The sequence below is a fragment of the Streptococcus sp. 27098_8_103 genome (genome assembly GCF_041432345.1).
GTDB lineage: Bacteria > Bacillota > Bacilli > Lactobacillales > Streptococcaceae > Streptococcus > Streptococcus mitis_BV.
Genome location: NZ_JAPVZK010000010.1, coordinates 34532 through 59754 on the forward strand (window position 1 = coordinate 34532; position 25223 = coordinate 59754).

Sequence of the window (25223 nt, forward strand, 5' to 3'; positions counted from 1 at the left end):
CTGATTGCTTTCTACAAAAATTTTACTAACTTTTTTCTGATATGATTTGACAAGAAAAATCTTTTGGTGTAGAATCATGTTATAAAATCTAACACAAAGGAGATTCCTTATGGCTTTAGTAGAATTTGAACACGTCGAAAAATATTACGGAGATTACCATGCACTCCGCGACATCAATCTCCGTTTTGAAAAAGGGCAAGTTGTTGTACTCCTAGGCCCTTCTGGTTCTGGTAAGTCCACTCTTATCCGCACCATCAATGGTTTGGAGGCTATAGACAAAGGAAGTCTTCTAGTAAATGGTCACCAAGTTGCTGGTGCCAGCCAGAAAGATTTGGTGCCCCTTCGCAAGGAAGTCGGCATGGTTTTCCAGCATTTCAACCTCTATCCACACAAAACAGTGTTAGAAAACGTAACACTAGCACCCATAAAAGTTCTAGGAATTGATAAAAAAGAAGCTGAAAAAACAGCCCAAAAATATCTGGAATTTGTAAATATGTGGGACAAGAAAGATTCTTATCCAGCCATGCTTTCTGGTGGACAAAAACAACGGATTGCCATCGCACGTGGACTCGCTATGCATCCTGAACTCCTCCTCTTTGATGAGCCAACATCTGCCCTTGACCCAGAAACCATAGGCGATGTTCTGGCAGTTATGCAAAAATTAGCCCACGATGGTATGAATATGATTGTCGTTACCCATGAAATGGGCTTTGCTCGTGAAGTTGCCGACCGCATCATCTTTATGGCTGACGGAGAAGTTTTGGTAGATACGACCGATGTCGATGACTTTTTCGACAATCCAAGCGAACCTCGTGCCCAACAATTTCTCAGCAAAATCATCAACCACGAAAGTGACAAAGTCAAATAAGGAGGTGCCTATGAAAAAGAAATTCTTTTTATCCGCATTATTGATTAGCCTTTTCGGCCTTGCTGCTGCAAAACCAGTTCAGGCTGATACTAGTGTCGCAGACATTCAAAAGAGAGGCGAGCTAGTTGTCGGTGTCAAACAAGACGTTCCCAATTTTGGCTACAAAGATCCCAAGACAGGGACCTATTCTGGTATCGAAACTGACCTGGCCAAGATGGTAGCTGATGAGCTCAAGGTCAAGGTTCGTTATGTACCAGTTACAGCACAAACTCGCGGACCCCTTCTAGATAATGAACAGGTCGATATGGATATCGCGACCTTTACAATCACAGACGAACGCAAAAAACTCTACAACTTTACCAGTCCTTACTACACGGACGCATCTGGCTTTTTGGTCAATAAGTCTGCCAAAATCAAAAGCATTGAGGATCTAAACGGCAAAACCATTGGAGTCGCCCAAGGTTCCATCACCCAACGCCTGATTACTGAACTGGGTAAAAAGAAAGGCTTGACCTTTAAATTTGTCGAACTTGGTTCCTACCCAGAATTGATTACTTCCCTTCACGCTCATCGAATTGATGCTTTTTCCGTTGACCGCTCGATTCTGTCTGGCTACATCAGCAAACGCACAGTACTACTAGATGATAGTTTCAAGCCATCTGACTACGGTATCGTTACCAAGAAATCAAATACCGAGCTCAACGACTATCTTGATAACTTGGTTATTAAATGGAGCAAGGATGGCAGTTTGCAGAAACTCTATGACCGTTACAAACTCAAACCATCTAGCCATACTGCAGATTAAGGAGGACACCCCATGACAGATTTATCATCTTGGACAGCCTATTTTCAGGATTTTGGACAATTTTTCAATGGTTTCCTCTTCACTCTTGCCCTAGCGATTGGATCCTTTATCCTAGCCATGGTTTTAGGCATCTTCTTCGGAGCCATGTCAACCAGTAAACGTCCGATATTGAGAATTTTGGCTCGTATCTTTGTAGAATTTTATCAAAACACTCCCCTCTTGGTGCAGTTTGTCATTGTTTTTTATGGTCTACCTCTTATCAGTGACCACACCATCATGATTCCGATTTATTGGACAGCTGTACTCTGTGTAGGACTCTATCACGGCGCCTATATAGCTGAGGTGATTCGCTCAGGTATTCAGTCGATTCCTAGCGGTCAGATGGAGGCCGCCTTGTCGCAAGGTTTTACCTATATCAGCGCCATGCGCTTGATTATCTTGCCTCAAGCCTTCCGTATCATTCTACCTCCTTTGACCAACCAAATCGTCAACCTCATCAAGAATACTTCAACAGTCGCAATCATCTCTGGCGTAGACTTGATGTTTGTGACCAAATCTTGGTCAGCTCTTAACGGAAACTATATCCCAGCCTTTCTAGGTGCTGCCCTTCTCTACTTTTCTCTATGCTTCCCTGTTGCCCAGTTTGGTCGCAAGATGGAGCAAGCCAACAAAAAAGCCTATTCACTTTAGGAGGTTACTATGGAATCCATTTTAGAAGTTTTGACCCCAGATAACCTAGTCTTTATCTTTAAAGGATTTGGCTTGACCCTCTACATTTCTCTGATTGCCATCGTCCTTTCTACACTTATCGGTACAGTGCTAGCGGTTATGAGAAATGGGAAAAATCCTATCTTGCGTATTATTTCCAGCATTTACATCGAGTTTGTGCGTAACGTTCCCAACCTCCTCTGGATTTTCACTATCTTTTTGGTGTTCAAGATGAAATCCACACCAGCAGGAATCACTGCCTTTACCCTCTTTACCTCAGCAGCCTTGGCTGAGATTATCCGAGGTGGTCTCAATGCCGTAGACAAGGGGCAATACGAAGCAGGAATGTCGCAAGGATTTACCTCAGCCCAAATCCTCTACCACATCATTCTCCCACAAGCCATTCGTAAAATGCTGCCAGCCATCATTTCTCAGTTTGTAACCGTGATTAAGGATACCAGTCTTCTCTACTCTGTTATAGCCCTACAAGAGCTCTTTGGAGCCAGCCAAATTCTCATGGGCCGTTATTTCGAACCAGAGCAAGTCTTCAGTCTTTATATCCTGATTGCCCTCATCTACTTCAGCTTTAACCTAGCAATCTCTAGCCTGTCTCATATGCTAGCAAAACGTTGGCAACAAGCAGCAGAATAACAAATTAGCTCTCCAAGGACATTGGAGAGTTTTTCTACGCAAACACTCAAAAACACTGCCAGATTTCTCTAGCAGTGTTTTGACATTTCATTTGCTTAGTAGACTGTTTTTTCAGTTTCTACGTCGAAGAAGTGTGCTTTGTTCAAGTCAAATCCAAGTTCAACTGTTGCACCTGTTTGCAAGTAGTCACGAGCATCAACTTTGGCAACAAATTCATCTTTACCAACTTGGCAGTAAAGGTGAGATTCTGAACCAAGCAATTCTGATACAGAGATAGTAGCTTTGACAACTGATTCTGGGAATGTTTCAAGGAAAGCAGGTTCTGCATTCACGTCTTCTGGACGGATACCGAAGATCAATTCTTTACCTTCGTAGCCTTTGTCACGAAGAACTTTCAATGCTCCTTCTGGAACTTTCAAACGGAAACCGTCAGAAACAATTTCGCTACCAACCAATTTCACGTTGATGAAGTTCATAGCTGGGCTTCCGATGAATCCTGCTACGAATTTGTTAACTGGGTTTTTGTAAACTTCTTGAGGTGTACCGATTTGTTCTACACGTCCGATAGTACCTGTACCAGCAGGATTTTTAGTTGCTGACATGATAACGATACGGTCTGCAAGTGTCATCGCTTCTGTTTGGTCGTGAGTTACGTAGATAGTTGTAGCTCCGATACGACGGTGGATTTTAGCGATTTCAGCACGCATAGATACACGAAGTTTGGCATCCAAGTTTGACAAAGGTTCGTCCATCAAGAATACTTTTGCATCACGGACGATAGCACGACCCATGGCAACACGTTGACGTTGACCACCTGAAAGGTCAGCTGGTTTACGATCCAAGAATTCTTTCAAACCAAGGATTGCAGCTGCTTCTTGCACACGTTTGTCGATGTCTTCCTTGCTGTATTTACGCAATTTCAAACCGAAAGCCATGTTGTCATAAACAGTCATGTGTGGGTAAAGAGCGTAGTTTTGGAATACCATGGCGATGTCACGGTCTTTTGGAGCTACGTCGTTGACAACCACACCATCGATAGATGCAGTACCTTCTGTGATGTCTTCAAGACCAGCAATCATACGAAGAGTAGTTGATTTACCACATCCTGAAGGACCTACGAAAACGATAAATTCTTTGTCTTTGATGTCCAGGTTGAAGTCTTCAACTGAGTAGTGTTCGCTGTTTGGATATTTTTTGTAAATATTTTTAAGATTTAATTCTACCATGAGGTGAACTCCTTTTGTCTTTTGATAGTTTTATTATATATGAAAACGCTTTACATTTCTATGGCAAGATGACCAAAAAAATAAAAAAGTTCTGTGCAACTTGCACAAAACTTTAGAGAATATCTGGTAAAATCAATTGATAACACAGAGTCAGGTCAGTCAATTCCTTCAACTGAAGCCCTGTCAATTCTTCCCATTTATCAATCTTGTATTGGAGAGAATTACGGTGCAGATAGAGCTGCTGGGCTGTTTTAGTGAGAACGGCACTATTTTCCCAAAGGGAGAGAATGATTTCCTGAATCTGATCCTGGTCCAAAATCATCTGGTGCAGGCATTCTTTAATGACTCCCAGGTCCACAATTCTTTCCCCTATACTCCAAAGATAGAGCTGAGAAAAAGTATGAACACCTTGGTGACCCTGACGCCACCAAGTCTTGAACAAATCGCGCTCCGCTTTGATTAAGTCTGATAAGGCATGATGTCCTGTCTGAGACCAAACCTGACCTAACATGATTGACAAACGCAATCCAAAGTCATACTCAACTGCTTCAATCGTATCGCTTAAAATAGCTCGTACAGGGGTGTACTTATCTTGTTGAAGCACGAAAACATAATCCTGAGCTCCGACCTGAAGCACCGTCTGACAGTTAGGAAAAAGAGTTCGCATCATGTCTAACCAAGAGGCTAGATTTTCCTGCTGAAAATAGGAAAGATGACAATAAACCAACTGAATCTTTTTAAAAGCTTGTGGTGCCTGTCCCTTCCCCTCAACCAGATAAGAATACCAAGGATTGAGCGAACGAGCCTGCTCCTGCTGGGTTAAAAGGGCAACCAACTGCTTTTCACGCTCGCTGAGCCTAGCTTCCTCCAGCAAAATCCACTGCTGAGAAGCTAAAGGGAGAGTGAGATAGCCCTCTTTCTCTACTGGTTGGTCTGAAATCTGAGCCTCAGGAAACCAGTCTTGTAATTCTTTTGCCATCATGTCCTAGCCTTCCACTTTTTGGATGCACCACGAAATCAAGCTCTCAAGACGTTCCAGATTTTCAGTCATATGGAGATAGCCCATGACTGCTTCAAAACCTGTGGACATACGGTAAGTCACCACATCAGCATTTTTGGCCTTGGTGTGACTATTGGTATTGCGACCACGTTTGTAGATTTCTTCTTCTTTTTCCGTTAGGACCTGCTCCTCCAACATGAGGGAAATCAAACGAGCCTGAGCTTTGGCCGACACATACTTGGTCGCTTCTTGGTGGAGTTTATTGGGCTTGGTCATGCCTTTAAGAATGAGGTGACGGCGAATATACATAGAATACACCGCATCTCCTTCAAAAGCTAACGCAATTCCGTTAATGAGATTGACATCAATCACGTGTCCACCTCACTCCATCCTTGGTGTCAAGGAGTTTAATCCCTTGAGCAGCCAATTGGTCACGGATCTGGTCCGCTGTCGCAAAGTCACGATTGGCACGCGCTTCTTGGCGTTTTTGAATCAAGGATTCGATCTCAGCGTCCAAAACTTCCTCAATAAAGACAATTCCAAAGACTTCCAACATATCTGCAAGAGCTTGCTTGACACTTGTATCATAGTTGCCTGAATTGATCCATTTGGCCATTTCAAAGACTACTGTAATACCGTTGGCAGAGTTGAAATCCTCATCCATAGCAGCTACAAACTTATCTTTAAAGGCCTGTAACTCTTGAGCATCTACAGTTCCAGTAAATGGTTGCTCATAGGTGTTTTTCAGATACTTGAGATTGGTCTCTGCATCACGCACTGCCTTTTCCGTAAAGTTGATAGGCTTACGGTAATGTTGTGTCGCAAAGAAGAATCGAAGCACTTGCCCATCAAGAGTTTTAAGGGCATCATGTACGGTGATAAAGTTACCCAAGGACTTGGACATCTTGACATTATCGATATTGACAAAGCCATTGTGCATCCAGTAGTTGGCAAATGTCTTACCTGTTTTGGCTTCTGACTGGGCAATTTCATTGGTATGGTGAGGAAACTCTAGGTCAGCTCCACCACCGTGAATATCAATGGTGTCGCCCAAAATCTCTGTCGACATGACTGAACACTCGATGTGCCAGCCTGGACGACCAGGTCCCCAAGGACTGTCCCAAGAAATCTCGCCTGATTTGGCAGATTTCCAGAGGGCAAAGTCTACAGGATTTTCCTTACGAGCTGTTTCTTCATCGGTACGACCTGAAGCACCCAGCTCCAAGTCTTCCAAGGTTTTATTGGCCAACTTGGCATAGTTGTGAGATTTTTCCACACGGAAATAGACATCTCCTTGACTCTCGTAGGCAAAGCCTTTTTCAATCAAGTCTTCCACAAAGCGGATGATGTCAGCCATAAACTCCACCACACGAGGGTGGCGAGTCGCAGGTTTCACGCCCAAGGCCGTCACATCCTCACGAAAGGCAGCGATGTACTTGTCCGCAACCTCCTGAGGCGTGATGCCCTCCTCCTTGGCACGGTTGATAATCTTATCATCTACATCTGTAAAATTGGAAATATAGGCAACCTCATACCCACGGTACTCAAAATAGCGACGAACCGTATCAAAAGCTACTGTTGAGCGGGCATTCCCCACGTGGATATAGTTGTACACGGTTGGCCCACAAACATACATCTTGACCTTGCTGTCCTCGATTGGGACAAATTCTCGCAAATCACGAGACATGGTGTCATAGATTTTAATCATAAATCATAATCAGGAAAGCTAAAATCCAAGAACTGTTAGTTTCGTCACTAAGAGTTCAATTGAATTTCAGTCCGAATGTCTCTACACTTCGGAATCCCTTGCTCCTTTCTCATTCAGATAAACCACCTGAGTCTGTTTGACAAAGCCAATTTTTTCATACAAGCGCTTGGCACCTACATTGCTATCTTCCACTGCAATCTGAAATTTCTTATTATTTTGCTCAATTAGTTGGTTGACAAGTGATTTTGCTAAATAGCTTCCATAGCCTTTTCCGCGTTCAGGTTCCGATATTGCCAAACCATAGAGGTAATTCGTATCGCTAGATAAATCAACCGTGCAAGTTCCAATGACCTGATCGTTTTTTAACAAAATATATAAGCGACTTTCTGGATCTTTCAGAGCTTCAGCGACATATCTATCCACAACTTCTCTCGATTCATGTTCCTCTGAGAATGCCTGAAATTTTAACTGACTAATTTGATCCTGATACGAACTATCTGCTAACAAAACTTCAAGATTGGAAAGCTTTTCTAACGGATAAGGTTTTCTATCCTTACCTAACCAAGTTTCTGTCTCTTCATCCTCGACCAATCCCCAGTTGCTAACAAAATCAGGATAACGGTCTAGAAAAACACGCTCTGCCTGAAAAGTAACTGAACGAATAGGGAAAGAAGCCGTTTCTTTCTCAAAACTAGTAAACAATGCACGCGCAATCCCCTGATGGCGATGAGCTGGATGAACCAGTATCGTCACTTCTACATCTTGGTCATCTGCATAGACAGTTAATAAACCAACAAGTTCGCCTTTTTCATAACAAAGGAAAAAGGCGGGCATGTTTGGGTCAAAATTAAGCATGTTAGAGAGATAGGGATCACGATAGGTACCGTCATAGTTTTGGCAACAGTTAATTAGTTTTTTCGCCTCAGATAGCTCCTCTTGGCTTAACTTGTTTCTTACTTGAATCATATAGCTATCCTCTACAACCCAGACGATCTGTGACTGGCTTCTTTAGCCTGCTCGAGTTTATTGACGTAGTACTCTCGTTTTTCTTCGACTTCGTGGATCGTAGGTTCATCCTTCTGTCCATGAACTCGGACAATCTTGGCCGGAATACCGACAACCGTCACATCACTAGGTACATCTGCTACGACAACTGCTGCAGCACCGACCTTGGCATTTGCACCAATTTCTACAGGACCAATAACTTGGGCATGTGCTGATATAAGGGCACCCTGACGAACGGTCGGATGGCGTTTGCCAACATCCTTACCAGTCCCCCCAAGAGTCACCCCATGATAGAGGAGAACTCCCGTCTCAACGATAGCTGTCTCTCCAATCACCAAGCCAGAACCATGGTCGATAAAGACACCTGAATCAATCTGAGCACCCGGATGAATCTCAATCTGAGTCCAAAAGCGCCAGAACTGACTGTGCATACGAGCCAGGAGTTTGAAGCCATGCTTCCAGAGAAAATGCGAGAGACGGTGGGCCGCCAAGGCCTTGACACCTGGATAAGTCAGCAAAACCTCCAAAGTGGTGCGGGCCGCTGGATCATTTTCTTTTACGATATCAATGGTTTCTCGCCACCATCCCATACATTTCTCCTTTTCTTATTCTGAATCTTTTGGTGTTTCTGTAAATTCTTTCTTAGGTTTGTGGTCCTTGTGATGACGTGAGCGGTGAGGACGCTCTGATTTTTCACCTTTTTCATCACGTTCAGGTTTTGGAGGACGAGGTAGAAGAGCTTTCATAGAAGCATCCACACGTCCTTTTTCATCAATCTTGATAACCTTAACATCAACTTCATCCCCGATTGCTACCAAGTCTTCGACATTATTGGTACGCGTCCAAGCCATCTCAGAGATATGAACAAGGGCATCCGTCTTGTCAAAGAGGTTAACAAAGGCACCAAATTTCTCGATACGAACGACTTTAGCACGGTAAACTTCGTCCACCTTAGCTTCACGAACCAAACCAGCAATAATTTCTTTAGCACGATTGATGGCATCTTGGTCGCTAGAGTAGATAGACACATTTCCTTCTTCGTCAATATCAATCTTAACGCCTGTTTCAGCGATAATCTTGTCGATGGTTTCTCCACCCTTACCGATAACAATCTTAATCTTGTCAACATCAATCTTGATGGTATCAATTTTCGGAGCAGTTGGAGCCAATTCTGGACGAACTTCTGGAATGGTTGCTTCAATCACATCAAGTATTTCAAAACGCGCTTTCTTAGCCTGGGCAAGAGCCTCAGTCAAGATTTCTGCAGTGATTCCTTGAATCTTGATATCCATTTGTAGGGCTGTAATCCCGTCACGAGTTCCTGCAACCTTAAAGTCCATGTCTCCAAAGTGGTCTTCCAAACCTTGGATATCTGTCAAGACTGTGTAGTTGTTTCCATCTGAGATGAGACCCATGGCAATCCCTGCTACTGGCGCCTTGATTGGCACACCCCCAGCCATAAGTGCAAGCGTTCCCGCACAGATAGAAGCTTGAGATGAAGAACCATTTGATTCCAAGACCTCAGCTACCAAGCGGATAGCATATGGGAATTCTTCCAAACTTGGCAAGACTTGAGCAAGGGCACGCTCACCGAGAGCACCGTGACCGATTTCACGACGACCAGGTGCACCGTAACGACCAGTTTCCCCTACAGAGTATTGTGGGAAGTTATAGTGATGCATAAAGCGTTTCTTGTACTCTAGATCCAAACCATCAATGATTTGAGTTTCACCCATTGGGGCCAAGGTCAAGACTGAAAGAGCCTGAGTTTGTCCACGAGTGAAGAGGCCAGAGCCGTGCACACGAGGAAGGAAGTCAACAACCGCATCCAAAGGACGGATTTCATCAATCTTACGACCGTCAGGACGTACCTTGTCTTCTGTGATCAAACGACGCACTTCTGCGTGTTCCATTTGTTCCAAGATTTCAGCCACATCACGCATGATACGGTCAAATTCCTCATGGTCTGCATATTTTTCTTCATACACAGCAGTAACTTGGTCCTTAACTGCTTGAGTTGCAGCTTCACGAGCCAATTTTTCTTCAACTTGAACCGCTTTTTGGAGGTCGCTGTTGTAGGCTGCGATGATTTCAGCTTGCAATTCAGCGTCCACATGAAGCAATTCTACTTCTGCTTTTTCCTTACCAACTGCTGCAACGATTTCTTCTTGGAAGGCAATCAATTCTTTGACTGCTTCATGCCCTTTAAGGAGAGCTTCCAACATGATTTCTTCTGATAATTCTTTAGCACCAGATTCTACCATGTTAATGGCGTGTTTGGTACCAGCTACTGTCAATTCAAGGAGCGATTGCTCTGCTTGTTCTTGCGTAGGGTTGATAATGATTTGACCATCTACATAGCCCACTTGTACCCCAGCAATTGGTCCGTCAAATGGAATATCTGAGATAGAAAGCGCCAAGGATGAACCAAACATAGCAGCCATTGGTGCAGAAGCATTTTCATCATAAGAAAGCACGGTGTTGATGACTTGGACTTCATTACGGAAACCTTCCGCAAACATTGGTCGGATTGGACGGTCAATCAAACGCGCTGTCAAAGTCGCATCTGTTGAAGGACGTCCTTCACGTTTCATAAAGCCACCAGGAAACTTCCCAGCCGCATACATTTTTTCTTCATAGTTGACTTGAAGAGGGAAGAAATCTCCAGTTGCCATTTTCTTAGACATAACGGCAGCAGTCAAGACAGTTGACTCACCGTAACGTACAACAACTGCGCCATTCGCTTGCTTAGCAACCTGACCAGTCTCTACAATTAACTCACGACCCGCAAAAGTCGTTTGAAACACTTGTTTTGTCATTTTAATCCCCTTTGGATTGATGAAATTATACGCCTTGCCTACAAAGATCAAGATACTAAGGACGTCAAAAGCAAAGTAAAAATAGGAAACTGACGAAGTCTTCGATGAAGACAAGACAGTTTATCTTTTTTACACAGCTTTTCGGCCGGGTTCAATTACACAAGATATCATTCGATTGACGCAGTGTACCATGTACACCAGGAAATCTATCTTTTTCACTAGGGATTTAGCCCGTGTTCAATTATTCAAGATACAAATCATTAGAAAGGTTTGATACTAAAGCATCTAAGACTCTCAGTTAAAATGCATTATTTTTTTAATACCCTCATCTTTGTATCAAGTACGTACAGAGTCTATTTTATCATATTTTTCTTAAAAAGTGCGGCCTTTACCATTAAAAAGGAACCATTCCCCTCACCTGAGAAGAATGGTTTGCTTTTTATTATCCTAGAGACTGATGATTAAACAAGGCATGAGTTGCTTGGTGGATGTATTTTGCTGTTTCAGCATTGTTCATAGTGTAGAGATGCACACCGGCAACATCCTGAGTTACCAAGTCCACGATTTGGTCCACTGCATAGGCAAGTCCTGCTGCTCTGAGCGACTCAGGGTCATGCTCATACTTGTCTAAGATGGCTTTAAATTTACGTGGAAGATGGATATTCTCACAAGTCTTCAAGAGACGGAGAGCCTGATTTCGATTCAGAATTGGCATAATCCCTGCATGAATAGGAACATCAATCCCAGCCAAGATGCACTTATCTTGGAAATCATAGAAGCGCTCATTGTCAAAGAAAAGCTGAGTTACAAGGCTCGAACAACCTGCATCCACTTTCTTCTTAAGATTTTGAATATCTGAAATCTGATTTGGTGAATCTGGATGACCTTCTGGATAACAAGCACCAACAATATCAAAGTGAGGGGCTTGCTCCTTAATGAACTCGATCAAGTCAGTTGCGTAGCGGAAATCCTTTTGTGGTTCCACATCTGGAATAATATCCCCACGAAGAGCCAAGATTTTCTGCACCCCAACCTTGTCCAAGTCTGCAATCGTTTCAGCAACCTTGTCCTTGGTCAAATAGATGGCTGGCAAGTGAGCAATAGTCGGAATCGCCAAGTCATTTTGGATAAAGTCAGCCAAACGAACCGTCGTTTCCTTGATATTAAATTTATTATTGCTGGCAGTTACACTGATAAAGTGAGGAGCCAACTCCTGCATATCTTGAAGAGCAGAAATAATGTTATCATTACCCACGGCTGGGTTGGGAGGGAACACTTCAAATGAGAGTGACGGTGTTTGGCTTGACATAGTCCTTATCCTTTTCTAGTTGATTTTTTTCGTTAGCTGGATTCCTAAAATCCAAGTGAAACAGGCAGATTGACCAAACAGTGCTTCTAGAGAAATCCTTATCTTACAATTTCTCACGCGCAGCTTTAGCTGCTTCAACAAGGCGGATCAAGCTTTCTTTTGTTTCTGGAATACCACGTGTTTTCAAACCACAGTCAGGGTTGATCCAAACTTTCTTGCTTGGCACTTTAGCAAGGATGGCTTCGATTGTATTGTCGATTTCGCCTTCATTTGGCACACGAGGTGAGTGGATATCGTAAACCCCAGGTCCCACTTCTGTTTGGAAGTTTTTCGCTTTGAGTTCGTCCAAGATTTCAAGGTTTGAACGGCTAGCTTCAAATGAGATAACGTCTGCATCCATGTTGTCGATAGCTGGGATGATATCTGTAAATTCTGAGTAACACATGTGAGTGTGGATTTGTGTGTCTGGCGCTACTGTTGAGTGTACCAAGCGGAAGGCAGGAATTGCCCAGTCAAGGTAGTCTTCATACCAGTCGCTACGACGGAGTGGCAATTTTTCACGAAGAGCAGCCTCATCGATTTGGATGATTTTCACACCAGCAGCTTCAAGGTCAAGCACTTCATCCTTGATAGCAAGGGCGATTTGAAGAGTAGAATCCTTGATAGAGATGTCTTCACGTGGGAATGACCAGTTGAGGATGGTAACAGGTCCAGTCAACATACCTTTAACAGGTTTGTTTGTACGGCTTTGTGCATAGCTAGACCATTTAACAGTGATAGGGTTAAGACGAGTGACATCACCCCAGATGATTGGTGGTTTAACTCCACGCATACCGTATGATTGTACCCAACCATTTTTAGAGAAGAGGTAACCTGACAAGTTTTGACCGAAGTACTCAACCATGTCGTTACGCTCAAATTCACCGTGAACAAGGACATCAAAGTCGATATCTTCTTGCCATTTAATCCATTCATCGATCGTTTCAGCAAGGAAAGCGTCGTACTCTTCTTGAGACAATTCACCTTTACGGTAAGCCAAACGTTTAGCACGAACTTCCTTGGTTTGAGGGAATGAACCGATAGTTGTTGTTGGAAGAGCTGGAAGTTTGAAAGCTTCTTCTTGGATAGCTTCACGTTCTGCAAAGGCTGGCAAACGAGTGTAGTCTGCGTCTGTCAAGCCAGCGATACGCGCACGAAGTTCCGCATTTTCACCAACACGCTCAGTCGCAAAGAGTTCTTTGTTGGCTGCAAGTGCTGCTTCACCTTGACCATTGCGGATAGCATCCAAATCACGGATCTCATCCAATTTTTCAACTGCAAAGGCAAAGTGGTTCAAGATAGCTGGTTCAAATTCTTCGTTAGCTGTTGTAAATGGCACATGAAGAAGTGAGCATGAGCTTGTCAAGACAATGTTTTCAGCTGGGATTTGCTCAAGAACAGCCAAGCTCTTTTCGTAGTTGTTACGCCAGATATTTTTACCATTGACAATACCTGCATAAAGAGTCTTGTCAGCTGGGAAGCCAGCTTTAACGAGTTCAAGAGTTTTCTTACCTTCAACGAAGTCAAGACCGATAGCATCTACTGGTAAGTTTACAAGGTCAGCGTAGACGTCACGAACGTCTCCGAAGTAAGTTTGAAGCAAGACTTCAAGACCTTTTTTGTCAGCCAAGAGTTTGTTGTAGAGGTTCAAGAAGAGAGCTTTTTCTTCGGCGGTCAAATCTTTCACAAGAGCCGCTTCATCCAATTGGATGCGAGTCGCACCAAGTTCAGCCAATTTTGCAAAAACTTCTTGGTAAGCAGCAACTAAGCTGTCTACGAAATCTTCTGCTTTCACGCCTTCTTCAAAGTCTGACAATTGAAGGAAAGTGAATGGACCTACAAGAACTGGGCGAGTGTTCAATCCAAGTTCTTTTGCTTCTTGGAACTCATCGAAGATTTTGTGACCAGCCAATTTTACTTGAGTGTCTTTTTCAAACTTAGGAACGATGTAGTGGTAGTTGGTGTTGAACCACTTCTTCATTGGAAGAGCACGAACATCCCCTTTTTCTCCTTGGTAACCACGACCCAAAGCGAAGTAGCGCTCAAGGTCAGATAAGTCCAAGTTTTGAACTGAAGCAGGTACCACGTTGAAAAGGAAAGCTGCATCTAGGAAGTTGTCATAGTGAGAAAAGTCATTTGATGGAATTTCAGTGATGCCTTTTTCTTTGACAATGTTCCAGTGTTTAGCACGCAAATCTTTTGCGGCTGCCAAGAGTTCTTCTTCTGAGATTTCTTTTCTAAAGTATTTTTCAGTTGTAAATTTTAATTCGCGGAATTCGCCCAAACGAGGGAAACCGATGATTGTAGTTGACATGATGTGTCCTCCAAAATTTGTTGTTGAAACTATCTTAACAGAAAAGAATGCGTCTGTATAATTGTAAAAAATTAGGCTTTGATATAGTTTGAAACTATATCTCTGTTTTAGACAAAAGAAAAAGACTTGAAACAAATGCCTCAAATCCTTTGTATAGCTTGTTTTATAGGCGTATTCCGGTTAGAATGCTCAAACGCGTTATTAGTAATTCTTATAAGTGACTATGGCTTGTTATTAGAAAAGACTATAGGTTGATTTTTCTTTTGTAATTCTGATATTTCCCTGAAAAGTGCGGACAGGAGCAACTTACTTCGTAATTTCATCCCTAATTTTTGAGCCAGAATGTCTCAAAAATTCCGTTCTAGATAATAATAAATTATTATCTAGAATACCACTATAGCGGGAAATATCCGCTAAAAGCTCACTTCGTTCGCACTTGATATAAATAAAGCATAATTTTTCTATATTATATACTTGAGGCACTATAACTATTAAATTTGTTAAAGTTTTCCAAGTTCTTCCTATCAACTCTTTCTCTGTTCGAGGGGGACTACTGCTAGTGTCTTTCCTAAACTGGCTAAAACTTTCAAGACTGTATCCAACTGAGGACTAGTCTTTCCTGTTTCCATTCTAGCTATGACAGGCTGGCTTACTCTACTAAGTTCTTCTAGCTTTTTCTGGCTGATTCCTTGTTCATGCCTAGCCTCAATCAGCTCACTCATGATAGCCACTCGCATATCACTTTCAAGTATTTCCTCCTTGGTAAAAAGTTCTGACCGGACATCCTTCCAGTTACTCCCAATAGCACTATTCTTCATCACTTAACCTTCTTTCTTTTAAGTCCTTTAGTTCACGCTTGGCTTTTTCAATTTCTCTTCTAGGAGTTTTCTGAGTCTTTTTGACAAAATGATGTAAAAGAACAAAACTACCATCAACCCATGCTACAAATAAAATTCGATCTCTCAGTGGTCTTAGTTCCCATATCTCATCTTCCAAATGTTTGATATAGGGTTCCCCAGCTCTCGTACCATGCTGACTAAGCAACTCGATATAGTCATTTAGTTTATTGAGTTTGATGCGGCTATCCTTACTTTTCTGACTAGCCAATTCTCTCATATAATCCAAGACTGGCTCGTTTCCATTTTTGTCCTTATAGAAGTAAATCGTATGCACCAAGCAACCTCTTTCTAATTTAATTATAACTCAAAAGTTATTAAAAGTAAATCTGAACACTCATAAAAAGAAGACCTTAGAAAAACTCTAAAGGTCTCATCTTTATTATTCGAAAAAAATTACGGAAAGAGTTATAAAGTGCTGATAATTCTTACGTTTACTCCAGTTCAATCCCCTTTCCTCGGAGATTAGCTAGACATTCCTCATAGTAGGAAGCATCATGTTCGCTGTATATAGGACTAGTCAACTTTTCCTCTACTAAATCTTCATAAAGAGGGCAAGTCTTACCGCGGTAGTTCTTGTCCAGCCACTCTGGACTGACATTGTATCCACGGTCAGCCATTTCCTTCACAATCAAGCGATGATAGGCATAGAGACGGTAGGGCGAGTGAGTAAAGACATAGTCAACCGTCGCATGCTTTCTGCCCCAGCCATTGCCACGCAGGGCACAGCACTCTCGATGCTGTCCCAAGAGTTGAGGACGGGGAAGTTGTGAAATCAAATCCTCATGCCAAAGTCTCATGGCAATCTCCTTTCAGTAAAGTCGAATGTTGCAAGTAGGTATTGGGATAGCAATCAAGCAAATCTCGAGTCTTAGCGATTAAGTCTTCCTTAGAAGCCTGACCAAAGCGGTAGCGATCCAGCAGGAGCATGTAGTCCTTGCGCTCAGCATCTGTCGCTTTCTTTTTGAAATAGCCCCAAATATGCTGAAAGGCATTGCAAGCCTGACCTCTATGCTCAGGGATTTGACAGGCACGATCGATTAGTTCTTGAACATGACTTACCTCCACCTCTTCATTCTTCAAGTATTGGCGAATCTCATTGTAAATATTGCTGGAATGGCTCAACACGAGGTATTTGTTTCTCGCCCAGAGTTGCTGGCAAAGGGCACGTTGGTTGTTATTCATAATTGACATTATACCATGTTTGGATTCAGAAATATCTATTCCTACTTTATAATCTTATAAAATTGCCTTTTTTAAAGCCGCTTGAAGTTCTTCATCTACTGCGTAGATATAGAGTCCATTTACTCCTCTTGTAAGTAAAACATTTAATTCATTTTTTAAAAGATCTTCACCAAAATTTTTCATTTCACCATTTTCGAGTTTCCTATTTTGAACTGCTCCTTTATTTTTACTAGCAGAGATATCAAACATAATTTTACCATCTCTATATTTAACCGATGGACCAATAATGACTCCAGCATAATTCAAATCAAAACCTTGCACAGTAAAAGTGGATCCTACTTCACCAATAGTTTGTGGTTGTTCAATCCAAGAAAGTTTAGAGTTTTTCCTATCCCTACTCAATTCTCTATTCCAAGGACAAGACCAGTCATCTATTTCCACACACCAATAATCTTTATATTCAGGTTTAGATTGACTGCTATATTCCCAATCATAAGTTGCTATTAGCCTAGAAATCCCTAAATGACGATTCTCATCTTTTAATTTAATAGCATTCTGTAATTCCTTGGGAGAATTAAATATCTGGATATCATAGTTATTATCTTCTTTTAATTTGGTAATTTCTCTTTTATCAATAATATTTCTAATCCAACTAATTGTTGATTCACTAGCTTTTATACGCATTTGATTATTTAATTCAATTAAATTGCCAGACAGCCTCGCTTGATGTTGTAAAGTCAAAAATGAATCATCTACCCATATTTGAGATTTATTCATTATTTGATTATCATCGTACACTAAAACTACTACTTTCGATTTTGATAGTATATCCTTTAAATGATTACCACCTTGATAAGCTTGATTTTTTGCAGTCAAAAGTAAGTGTCCTTCGTCAATAACAACTATACCAGCATTAGCATCTTGCTTTTTTAGTGCGTTTAAAAACTGAGTTGGTTTCATAGCAACATCAAGAGTTGAACCACTCTTCCATTCAAGCTTTTTCTCTATTTCTTTATAGACACTCAATTGATCATCATGATTAACAACCAAATTAATTACATTATTTTCTCTTATGAAATCCGTGTCATCAGAATTTAATAGATCATCGATTAAAGAACTCATCAAAACAGTTTTACCAGCACCAGCTTCTCCTTTAACCAAGATTAAAGTTCCAAACTCGTTCTTACTAAGCGCTGATGTAATTTTAAAAATGATTTCATTTTTTGCTTTTAATTGCTCATTGGTTAATTTATGAAAAGGAGAAGATTTAAATATTGCAGAATTTCTAACTATACTTTCAGCTGGAAACAAGTACTCATTTTTTCTATTTAACGAACGCCAAATTTTTGAAAAAATTGAATCTAATTCGTGAGATGTATAATATTCATTTTGAGGATTTTCTTTTCTGTTTTGTACTCTTATGACATTAGTAACACTTGATAAATAAAGCATTAACCGGTTTTCTATATCTAGAGTTAACGACTTATTAAAATGATTGTGACCAATTACAAACATCTTCGTTGTCGGAGATTTTGCAAAATCTCTCCAATCATCTCTATTTTCTTTCTTTATATCATCCATTAAGTGTTGACTTGTTCGTCTAATTATATCAGTAGTTTCTCCTACATATACACTAAATTGATTATCCTTCTCATCGTTAACAATATAGACAACCGGATAATCAAATAAAAATTTTATCTCATTTTTATGTCCGCTAAAATTAAATTGATTTTTAAGATCTACAAGAGCATTGTTTGAATACTCTATCTCTCTTATAAATGGACTTTTTATATTAGCCATTATTTCTCCAACTCAGTATATTTTTTATTACTACCTTTGCTAATCTCAACAGGATACTTTCTAGCATTTTTTTCTAATTTTTCATCAATAATATTTTCAATATCTAAATTTAGATTATCTGCTAACATAATAGAATAAATAAAAACATCAGCTAGTTCCTCTTTTATTCTTTTTAATGATTTACTGGTAACATCTTTTGATTCTTTCCATTGAAATAATTCTAAAAGTTCACTAGCTTCTAATGAAATAGATATAGCTAAATCTTTTTCATTATGAAATTTTCTCCAGTCACGATCATCTCTAAATTTATTAATTTTTTCTATTGTTGACTTCATTTAATTTCTCCAATATGAATTTACTTATACACATTATATCATGAAACCAGTTCTTAAATTTTATAAATGGAATAAAATTAGGCTTAAATTCTTGAGCTTCACTCTACCAAAAACAATCAAATCCCCTTTCTCCTCCAAAATATGGTATAGTAGAGTTATACTATCTATGAGGAGTTTACATGTCACAGGATAAACAAATGAAAGCTGTTTCTCCCCTTTTACAGCAAGTTATCAACATCTCATCGATTGTCGGTGGGGTTGGGAGTTTGATTTTCTGTATTTGGGCTTATCAGGCTGGGATTTTACAGTCTAAGGAAACCCTCTCTGCCTTTATCCAGCAGGCAGGTATCTGGGGGCCACCTCTCTTTATCTTTTTACAGATTTTACAAACGGTTGTCCCTATCATTCCTGGGGCCTTGACCTCGGTGGCTGGGGTCTTTATCTATGGGCACATCATCGGTACGATTTACAACTATATCGGCATCGTGATTGGCTGTGCCATTATCTTTTATCTGGTGCGCCTCTATGGAGCTGCCTTTGTCCAGTCTGTCGTCAGCAAGCGCACCTATGACAAGTATATCGGTTGGTTGGATAAGGGCAATCGTTTTGACCGTTTCTTTATCTTTATGATGATTTGGCCCATTAGTCCAGCTGACTTTCTCTGTATGCTGGTTGCTCTGACCAAGATGAGCTTCAAGCGCTATATGACCATCATCATTCTGACCAAGCCCTTTACCCTCGTGGTTTATACCTACGGTCTGACCTATATTATCGACTTCTTCTGGCAAATGCTTTGACACGTAAAAAATCCGTTTGGTTTCCCAAGCGGATTTTGTGCTTTATTTTGAAACTTCTTTTGCAAGGACAAAGTTTCCAAGAGTAGCAGAACCATTTCCTGCTACTGCTGGCGTTACAATGTAATCACGCACATCTGGCACTGGTAGGTAACCATTGAGAAGAGATGTAAATTTCTCACGGACACGGTCCAGCATGTGTTGTTGAGCCATGACCCCTCCACCAAAGACAATCACGTCTGGGCGGAAAGTCACTGTCGCATTGACCGCAGCTTGAGCGATATAGTAGGCTTGAACATCCCAAACAGGGTTGTTGAGTTCAATATTTTCCCCACGAACACCTGTACGAGCTTCCAAACTTGGACCAGCTGCATAGCCTTCCAGACATCCCTTATGGAAAGGACAAACACCCTTAAACTCTTTTTCAATATCCATTGGGTGTCTAGCAACATAATAATGACCCATTTCAGGGTGACCCACACCGCCGATAAACTCACCACGTTGGATGACACCTGCACCGATACCTGTACCGATTGTGTAGTAAACCAAGTTTTCGATACGACCACCAGCATTGTTACGGGCAACCACTTCACCGTAAGCAGAGCTGTTTACGTCTGTAGTGAAGTACATTGGCACGTTTAGAGCGCGACGAAGGGCACCAAGCAAGTCCACATTTGCCCAGTTTGGTTTTGGAGTCGTTGTGATAAAGCCATAAGTTTTTGAGTTTTTATCAATATCAATCGGACCAAATGAACCGACTGCAAGACCAGCAAGGTTATCGAATTTTGAGAAGAACTCGATGGTTTTATCGATTGTTTCGATTGGAGTTGTTGTTGGAAATTGTGTTTTTTCTACAACGTTAAAGTTTTCATCACCGACAGCACAGACAAACTTTGTACCGCCCGCTTCCAAGCTTCCATATAATTTTGTCATGATAAACCTCTTGTTTTTATTTTCTTTATTATAGCATATTTCGAAAGTCTAAATTTCTCTATTTTTTAGATTTTCCTCTGTAAATCTTACCATTCAAGCAAAAACGAACAAACATGTCATTTGTTCGTTTTCATTTTGAGAGGATTAATTAGATTTTCACTTCAATAACAGCATCTCCCTTCGCAACTGAACCTGTTGCGACTGGAGCTACTGAAGCGTAGTCAGCTGTATTTGTAACGATAACCATTGTTGTATCATCAAGACCAGCTGCAGCGATTTTGTTTGAGTCAAATGTTCCTAGAACATCGCCAGCTTTAACCTTATCACCTTGAGCAACTTTTGCTTCAAAACCGTCACCGTTCATTGTTACAGTGTCGATACCAACGTGAATCAAAACTTCAGCACCATCAGTTGTTTTCAAACCAAAAGCATGTCCTGTTGGAAAGGCAATTGAAACTTCAGCATCAGCTGGTGCATATACCACACCTTGACTTGGTTTCACAGCGATACCTTGCCCCATAGCTCCGCTTGAGAAGACTGGGTCATTGACATCAGCAAGAGCGACAACATCACCAACAATAGGAGTTACAAGTGTTTCATTTTGAAGAGCTGCTGGAATGTTACCAGTTGTTTCTTCTTGGACCAAACGTTCTGTCTCTACTTCAGTAGCAACTTCTTTTTCATCCTCATAACCAAACATGTAAGTAAGAGCAAAACCAAGTGCAAATGATACAGCTACCATAAGAAGGTATAGTGGAAGTTGTCCATTACCGATGTAAAGCATTGTACCAGGGATGATAGTGATACCACTACCAGTACCAGCAAGTCCAAGGATTGAAGCCAATCCACCACCGATTGCACCAGCAATCAATGAAAGGAAGAATGGTTTACGGAAACGCAAGTTCACCCCGAAGATAGCAGGCTCTGTAATACCGAGGAAGGCAGAAAGAGCAGCTGGGAAAGCAAGTGTTTTCAGTTTTGGATTTTTAGTTTTAACACCAACCGCAACAGTCGCAGCACCTTGGGCTGTCATAGCCGCAGTGATGATCGCGTTGAATGGATTAGCATGGTCAGCAGCAAGCAATTGCACTTCAAGCAAGTTGAAGATGTGGTGCACACCTGACACGACAATCAATTGGTGAACCCCACCAATCAAGAAACCACCAAGACCAAATGGCAAGCCAAGAATTGCTTTTGTACCAATAAGGATGTAGTTTTCAACAACGTGGAAGACTGGTCCGATAACAAAGAGCCCAAGGATAGACATGACCAAAAGTGTCACGAATGGTGTTACCAAGAGGTCAATGACATCTGGAACAACCTTGCGGACAGCTTTTTCAAATTTAGCTCCGACAACCCCGATGATGAAGGCTGGAAGAACAGAACCTTGCAAACCAACAACAGGGATGAAACCAAAGAAGTACATAGCTGTTACTTCACCACCTGAAGCGACTGCCCAAGCGTTTGGAAGTGAGCCAGAAACAAGCATCATACCAAGAACGATACCAACGGCAGGATTTCCACCAAATACACGGAAGGTTGACCACACAACCAAACCTGGCAAGATGATAAAGGCTGTATCTGTCAAGATTTGAGTGTAAGTTGTCACATCAGCTGGAAGTGTCATTCCAAGAGCAGTCAAGAGACCACGCACACCCATGAAGAGACCTGTCGCTACGATAACTGGGATGATTGGAACGAAAACGTCACCGAAAGTACGGATAGCACGTTGGAACCAGTTCCCTTGTTTAGCAGCTTCTGCTTTCATGTCATCTTTAGATGATGTTGGCAAACCAAGTGCAACAACTTCATCGTACATTTTGTTAACTGTACCTGTACCAAAGATGATTTGGTATTGACCTGAGTTAAAGAAAGCACCTTGAACTTTTTCCAAGTTCTCAATCACTTCTTTATTGATTTTTCCTTCATCTTTGACCATGACACGAAGACGAGTCGCACAGTGGGCAACACTGTTGACATTTTCACGTCCGCCCAAGGCATCGATGACTTTTTTTGCAATTTCCTGATTGTTCATTTGCAAAAATCTCCTTATATAAAATTTTGTTCTTGTTTGAAAGCGATTTTATCCGCCCTACGACTATTATTTTATCATGTTTTAGAAATATGTCAAGCGTTTTGCAGAAAAAATATTCTATCCACTTAGTAAGCATGCTTTAGATTGATTGATTTTGACTGTTTTATCAGGTATTCCTTGAAAAAATAAGTTTAAAATCTTATTTAAAAGGGTTTTGTTTCATTCTCTTTCATATTTTCGTGAAAATTTGATTGATTTCCTGCATTTATTTTGTGATAAACGTTTGACAGTTTTTTCTCTTTTTTAACATAAAAGGCTTGCTTTTTTTTCCGAAAACGGTTACTATTAAAAGTGATAAGATTTTTGGAGGAATGAATGAATGGAATGGACAACTGAGCGTCGTTACAGACTTTATCAAGATTGGACGCAAGAAGAAATTCAACATATAAAAGAAAATATGGCACAATCTCCATGGCATACTCATTACCATGTTGAGCCAAAAACAGGACTTCTCAATGACCCCAATGGCTTTTCTTACTTTGATGGGAAGTGGATTGTCTTTTATCAGAACTTTCCTTTTGGTGCAGCCCACGGTTTGAAATCTTGGGTTCAATTGGAAAGTGAGGACTTGGTTCATTTCACAGAAACTGGAGTCAAAGTTTTGCCTGACACTCCATTAGATAGCCACGGTGCCTACTCTGGTTCTGCCATGCAGTTTGGCGATAACTTATTCCTATTTTATACAGGAAATGTCCGCGATGAAAATTGGATCCGTCACCCATACCAGATTGGGGCTTTGATGGATAAGGAAGGCAATATTACGAAGATTGACAAGATCTTAATTGACCAGCCGGCAGACTCTACAGACCACTTCCGCGATCCGCAAATTTTTAATTTTAAAGGTCAATACTATGCCATCGTCGGTGGACAAGATTTGGAGAAAAAAGGCTTCGTTCGTCTCTACAAAGCTATTGACAACGACTACACAAACTGGCAAGCTGTTGGCGACCTTGACTTTGCTAACGACCGCACTGCCTATATGATGGAATGCCCAAATCTGATCTTTGTAGGGGAGCAACCTGTCCTTCTTTACTGCCCACAAGGATTGGATAAGAAAGTTCTAGATTACGATAATATCTATCCAAATATGTATAAGATTGGGGCTTCCTTTGACCCTGAAAATGCCAAAATGGTAGATGTGTCTCAACTTCAAAACATGGACTATGGTTTCGAAGCCTATGCAACTCAAGCCTTCAACGCTCCTGATGGACGTGCTCTAGCTGTTAGCTGGCTTGGCTTGCCTGATGTTTCTTACCCATCTGACCGTTTTGACCATCAAGGAACCTTCTCTTTGGTCAAAGAATTGACTATCAAAGACAGCAAACTCTACCAATACCCAGTCGCAGCTATCAAGGACCTTCGTGCTACTGAAGAAGCCTTCTCAAACCGTGTCCAAACCAAGAACACTTACGAACTTGAACTCAACTTGGAAGCCAATAGCCAGAGCGAGATTGTCTTACTTGCTGATAAAGAAGGCAAGGGACTTTCCATCAACTTTGACCTTGTAAATGGTCAAGTGACAGTAGATCGTAGCCAAGCTGGAGAACAGTATGCCCAAGAATTTGGAACTACTCGTTCTTGCCCTATCGAGAATCAGGCTACTACTGCTACAATCTTCATCGATAACTCTGTCTTTGAAATTTTCATCAATAAAGGAGAAAAAGTATTTTCTGGTCGTGTCTTCCCACATGCGGACCAAAATGGGATCCTCATCAAATCTGGAAACCCAACTGGAACTTACTATGAATTAGATTATGGTCGCAAAACTAACTGATGTCGCCAAACTTGCAGGTGTCAGCCCTACTACCGTTTCTCGGGTTATCAATAAAAAAGGCTATTTATCAGAGAAAACCATTCAAAAGGTCAATGAAGCCATGCGAGAATTGGGCTATAAACCCAACAACCTGGCTCGTAGTCTGCAAGGAAAATCAGCTAAGTTAATCGGTTTGATTTTCCCCAATATTTCCAACGTTTTCTACGCAGAATTGATTGACAAGCTGGAACATCAGCTCTTCAAAAATGGTTACAAGACCATCATCTGCAACAGTGAGCACGATTCCGAGAAGGAACGCGAATACATCGAAATGTTGGAAGCCAATCAGGTGGACGGTATCATTTCTGGTAGTCATAACTTGGGAATTGAAGACTATAATCGCGTGACAGCACCGATTATTTCCTTTGACCGAAACCTGTCTCCAGACATCCCTGTCGTCTCCTCTGATAACTATGCTGGTGGGTTCCTTGCTGCTCAGACCTTGGTTAAGACAGGCGCCCAGTCTATCATTATGATTACAGGTAATGACAATTCCAATTCGCCAACCGGACTGCGCCACGCTGGTTTTGCATCTGTACTCCCAAAAGCTCCTATTATCAATGTTTCCAGTGACTTTTCTCCCGTCAGAAAAGAAATGGAAATCAAGAATATCTTGACTCGACAAAAGCCAGATGCCATCTTTGCTTCAGATGATTTGACAGCTATTCTGGTTATTAAAATTGCTCAAGAACTGGGCATTTCTGTCCCAGAAGAGCTTAAAGTCATCGGCTATGATGGGACCTACTTTATCGAGAATTATTATCCTCAATTGGCTACTATCAAGCAACCTCTGGAAGAAATTGCCTGCCTCACTGTTGACCTCCTCTTGCAAAAAATCGAAGGCAAGGAAGTCGCGACAACTGGTTACTTTTTACCAGTTACTCTTTTACCAGGAAAAAGCATTTAAGCACAAGAAAACT

At 41.3% G+C, this 25223-nt stretch carries 24 protein-coding genes; 7 read left to right on the forward strand and 17 right to left on the reverse strand.

Features of this window, described 5'->3' with window-relative positions:
- Window positions 1-109 precede the first annotated feature (109 nt).
- From O3599_RS04525 to O3599_RS04540, 4 genes are read left to right on the forward strand one after another with little or no spacing between them, the layout of a single operon-like run.
- A complete protein-coding gene (locus tag O3599_RS04525) occupies window positions 110-868 on the forward strand; it encodes an amino acid ABC transporter ATP-binding protein (RefSeq protein WP_084928862.1) in 759 nt (252 codons plus the stop codon).
- 10 nt (window positions 869-878) lie between these two features.
- Window positions 879-1673, forward strand: coding sequence for a transporter substrate-binding domain-containing protein (locus tag O3599_RS04530; protein WP_084928861.1), 795 nt, complete (start codon window positions 879-881; stop codon window positions 1671-1673).
- Between the two features lie 12 nt (window positions 1674-1685).
- Window positions 1686-2363, forward strand: coding sequence for an amino acid ABC transporter permease (locus tag O3599_RS04535; RefSeq protein WP_000131145.1), 678 nt, complete (start codon window positions 1686-1688; stop codon window positions 2361-2363).
- A gap of 9 nt (window positions 2364-2372) precedes the next feature.
- Complete coding sequence (locus tag O3599_RS04540; protein ID WP_000443883.1) at window positions 2373-3032, forward strand: amino acid ABC transporter permease; 660 nt, start codon at window positions 2373-2375, stop codon at window positions 3030-3032.
- Window positions 3033-3127: 95 nt separating this feature from the next.
- Here the strand turns inward: O3599_RS04540 and O3599_RS04545 are convergent, their stop codons facing one another.
- From O3599_RS04545 to O3599_RS04615, 15 genes are all read right to left on the reverse strand, one after another.
- Window positions 3128-4258, reverse strand: coding sequence for an ABC transporter ATP-binding protein (locus O3599_RS04545; protein ID WP_000229944.1), 1131 nt, complete (start codon window positions 4256-4258; stop codon window positions 3128-3130).
- Between the two features lie 112 nt (window positions 4259-4370).
- Complete coding sequence (locus O3599_RS04550) at window positions 4371-5240, reverse strand: helix-turn-helix domain-containing protein (protein ID WP_084862965.1); 870 nt, start codon at window positions 5238-5240, stop codon at window positions 4371-4373.
- A gap of 3 nt (window positions 5241-5243) precedes the next feature.
- On the reverse strand, window positions 5244-5630 hold the full coding sequence (locus O3599_RS04555; protein WP_000567927.1) for a Mini-ribonuclease 3: 387 nt from the start codon (window positions 5628-5630) through the stop codon (window positions 5244-5246).
- Window positions 5623-6966, reverse strand: coding sequence for a cysteine--tRNA ligase (gene cysS / locus O3599_RS04560; protein WP_084862964.1), 1344 nt, complete (start codon window positions 6964-6966; stop codon window positions 5623-5625). Before cysS ends, O3599_RS04555 begins: the two co-directional genes overlap by 8 nt.
- Window positions 6967-7047: 81 nt before the next feature.
- A complete protein-coding gene (locus O3599_RS04565) occupies window positions 7048-7932 on the reverse strand; it encodes a GNAT family N-acetyltransferase (protein ID WP_247939314.1) in 885 nt (294 codons plus the stop codon).
- An 11-nt stretch (window positions 7933-7943) separates the two neighbouring features.
- Window positions 7944-8561 carry a serine O-acetyltransferase gene (cysE, locus tag O3599_RS04570; RefSeq protein WP_247939313.1) on the reverse strand — a complete coding sequence of 206 codons (618 nt, stop codon included), beginning with the start codon at window positions 8559-8561 and terminating at the stop codon, window positions 7944-7946.
- 15 nt (window positions 8562-8576) lie between these two features.
- Window positions 8577-10790, reverse strand: a complete 2214-nt coding sequence (pnp, locus tag O3599_RS04575) for a polyribonucleotide nucleotidyltransferase (protein WP_247939312.1) — start codon at window positions 10788-10790, stop codon at window positions 8577-8579.
- Window positions 10791-11232: 442 nt separating this feature from the next.
- Window positions 11233-12099: a methylenetetrahydrofolate reductase [NAD(P)H] gene (gene metF, locus O3599_RS04580; RefSeq protein WP_247939311.1), complete on the reverse strand. Its 867-nt coding sequence runs from the start codon at window positions 12097-12099 to the stop codon at window positions 11233-11235.
- Window positions 12100-12202: 103 nt separating this feature from the next.
- Complete coding sequence (metE, locus tag O3599_RS04585; protein WP_247939310.1) at window positions 12203-14452, reverse strand: 5-methyltetrahydropteroyltriglutamate--homocysteine S-methyltransferase; 2250 nt, start codon at window positions 14450-14452, stop codon at window positions 12203-12205.
- A 524-nt stretch (window positions 14453-14976) separates the two neighbouring features.
- Window positions 14977-15270, reverse strand: a complete 294-nt coding sequence (locus O3599_RS04590) for a helix-turn-helix domain-containing protein (protein WP_247939309.1) — start codon at window positions 15268-15270, stop codon at window positions 14977-14979.
- Window positions 15260-15625, reverse strand: coding sequence for a type II toxin-antitoxin system RelE/ParE family toxin (locus tag O3599_RS04595; RefSeq protein ID WP_247939308.1), 366 nt, complete (start codon window positions 15623-15625; stop codon window positions 15260-15262). The genes O3599_RS04590 and O3599_RS04595 overlap by 11 nt, the downstream gene beginning before the upstream one ends.
- Window positions 15626-15782: 157 nt before the next feature.
- Window positions 15783-16148, reverse strand: a complete 366-nt coding sequence (locus O3599_RS04600; RefSeq protein ID WP_247939307.1) for a TIGR02328 family protein — start codon at window positions 16146-16148, stop codon at window positions 15783-15785.
- Window positions 16132-16533 carry a YbgA family protein gene (locus O3599_RS04605; RefSeq protein ID WP_282185710.1) on the reverse strand — a complete coding sequence of 134 codons (402 nt, stop codon included), beginning with the start codon at window positions 16531-16533 and terminating at the stop codon, window positions 16132-16134. The genes O3599_RS04600 and O3599_RS04605 overlap by 17 nt, the downstream gene beginning before the upstream one ends.
- Window positions 16534-16587: 54 nt before the next feature.
- Window positions 16588-18333, reverse strand: a complete 1746-nt coding sequence (locus O3599_RS04610) for a DUF2075 domain-containing protein (protein ID WP_247939306.1) — start codon at window positions 18331-18333, stop codon at window positions 16588-16590.
- A complete protein-coding gene (locus O3599_RS04615) occupies window positions 18333-18668 on the reverse strand; it encodes a nucleotide pyrophosphohydrolase (RefSeq protein WP_004255465.1) in 336 nt (111 codons plus the stop codon). The genes O3599_RS04610 and O3599_RS04615 overlap by 1 nt, the downstream gene beginning before the upstream one ends.
- Before the next feature lie 179 nt (window positions 18669-18847).
- Here O3599_RS04615 and O3599_RS04620 point away from each other — a divergent pair, with 179 nt between their 5' ends.
- On the forward strand, window positions 18848-19465 hold the full coding sequence (locus O3599_RS04620; protein ID WP_247939305.1) for a TVP38/TMEM64 family protein: 618 nt from the start codon (window positions 18848-18850) through the stop codon (window positions 19463-19465).
- A gap of 42 nt (window positions 19466-19507) precedes the next feature.
- On the opposite strand, the gene scrK is transcribed toward O3599_RS04620, so the two are convergent.
- Window positions 19508-20395 carry a fructokinase ScrK gene (gene scrK, locus O3599_RS04625; RefSeq protein ID WP_000164310.1) on the reverse strand — a complete coding sequence of 296 codons (888 nt, stop codon included), beginning with the start codon at window positions 20393-20395 and terminating at the stop codon, window positions 19508-19510.
- Between the two features lie 148 nt (window positions 20396-20543).
- Complete coding sequence (locus O3599_RS04630; protein ID WP_247939304.1) at window positions 20544-22430, reverse strand: sucrose-specific PTS transporter subunit IIBC; 1887 nt, start codon at window positions 22428-22430, stop codon at window positions 20544-20546.
- A 379-nt stretch (window positions 22431-22809) separates the two neighbouring features.
- On the opposite strand from O3599_RS04630, the gene O3599_RS04635 reads away from it, so the two are divergent.
- On the forward strand, window positions 22810-24264 hold the full coding sequence (locus O3599_RS04635; protein WP_203175989.1) for a sucrose-6-phosphate hydrolase: 1455 nt from the start codon (window positions 22810-22812) through the stop codon (window positions 24262-24264).
- Window positions 24245-25210: a LacI family DNA-binding transcriptional regulator gene (locus O3599_RS04640; RefSeq protein WP_203175987.1), complete on the forward strand. Its 966-nt coding sequence runs from the start codon at window positions 24245-24247 to the stop codon at window positions 25208-25210. Before O3599_RS04635 ends, O3599_RS04640 begins: the two co-directional genes overlap by 20 nt.
- Window positions 25211-25223 lie beyond the last annotated feature (13 nt).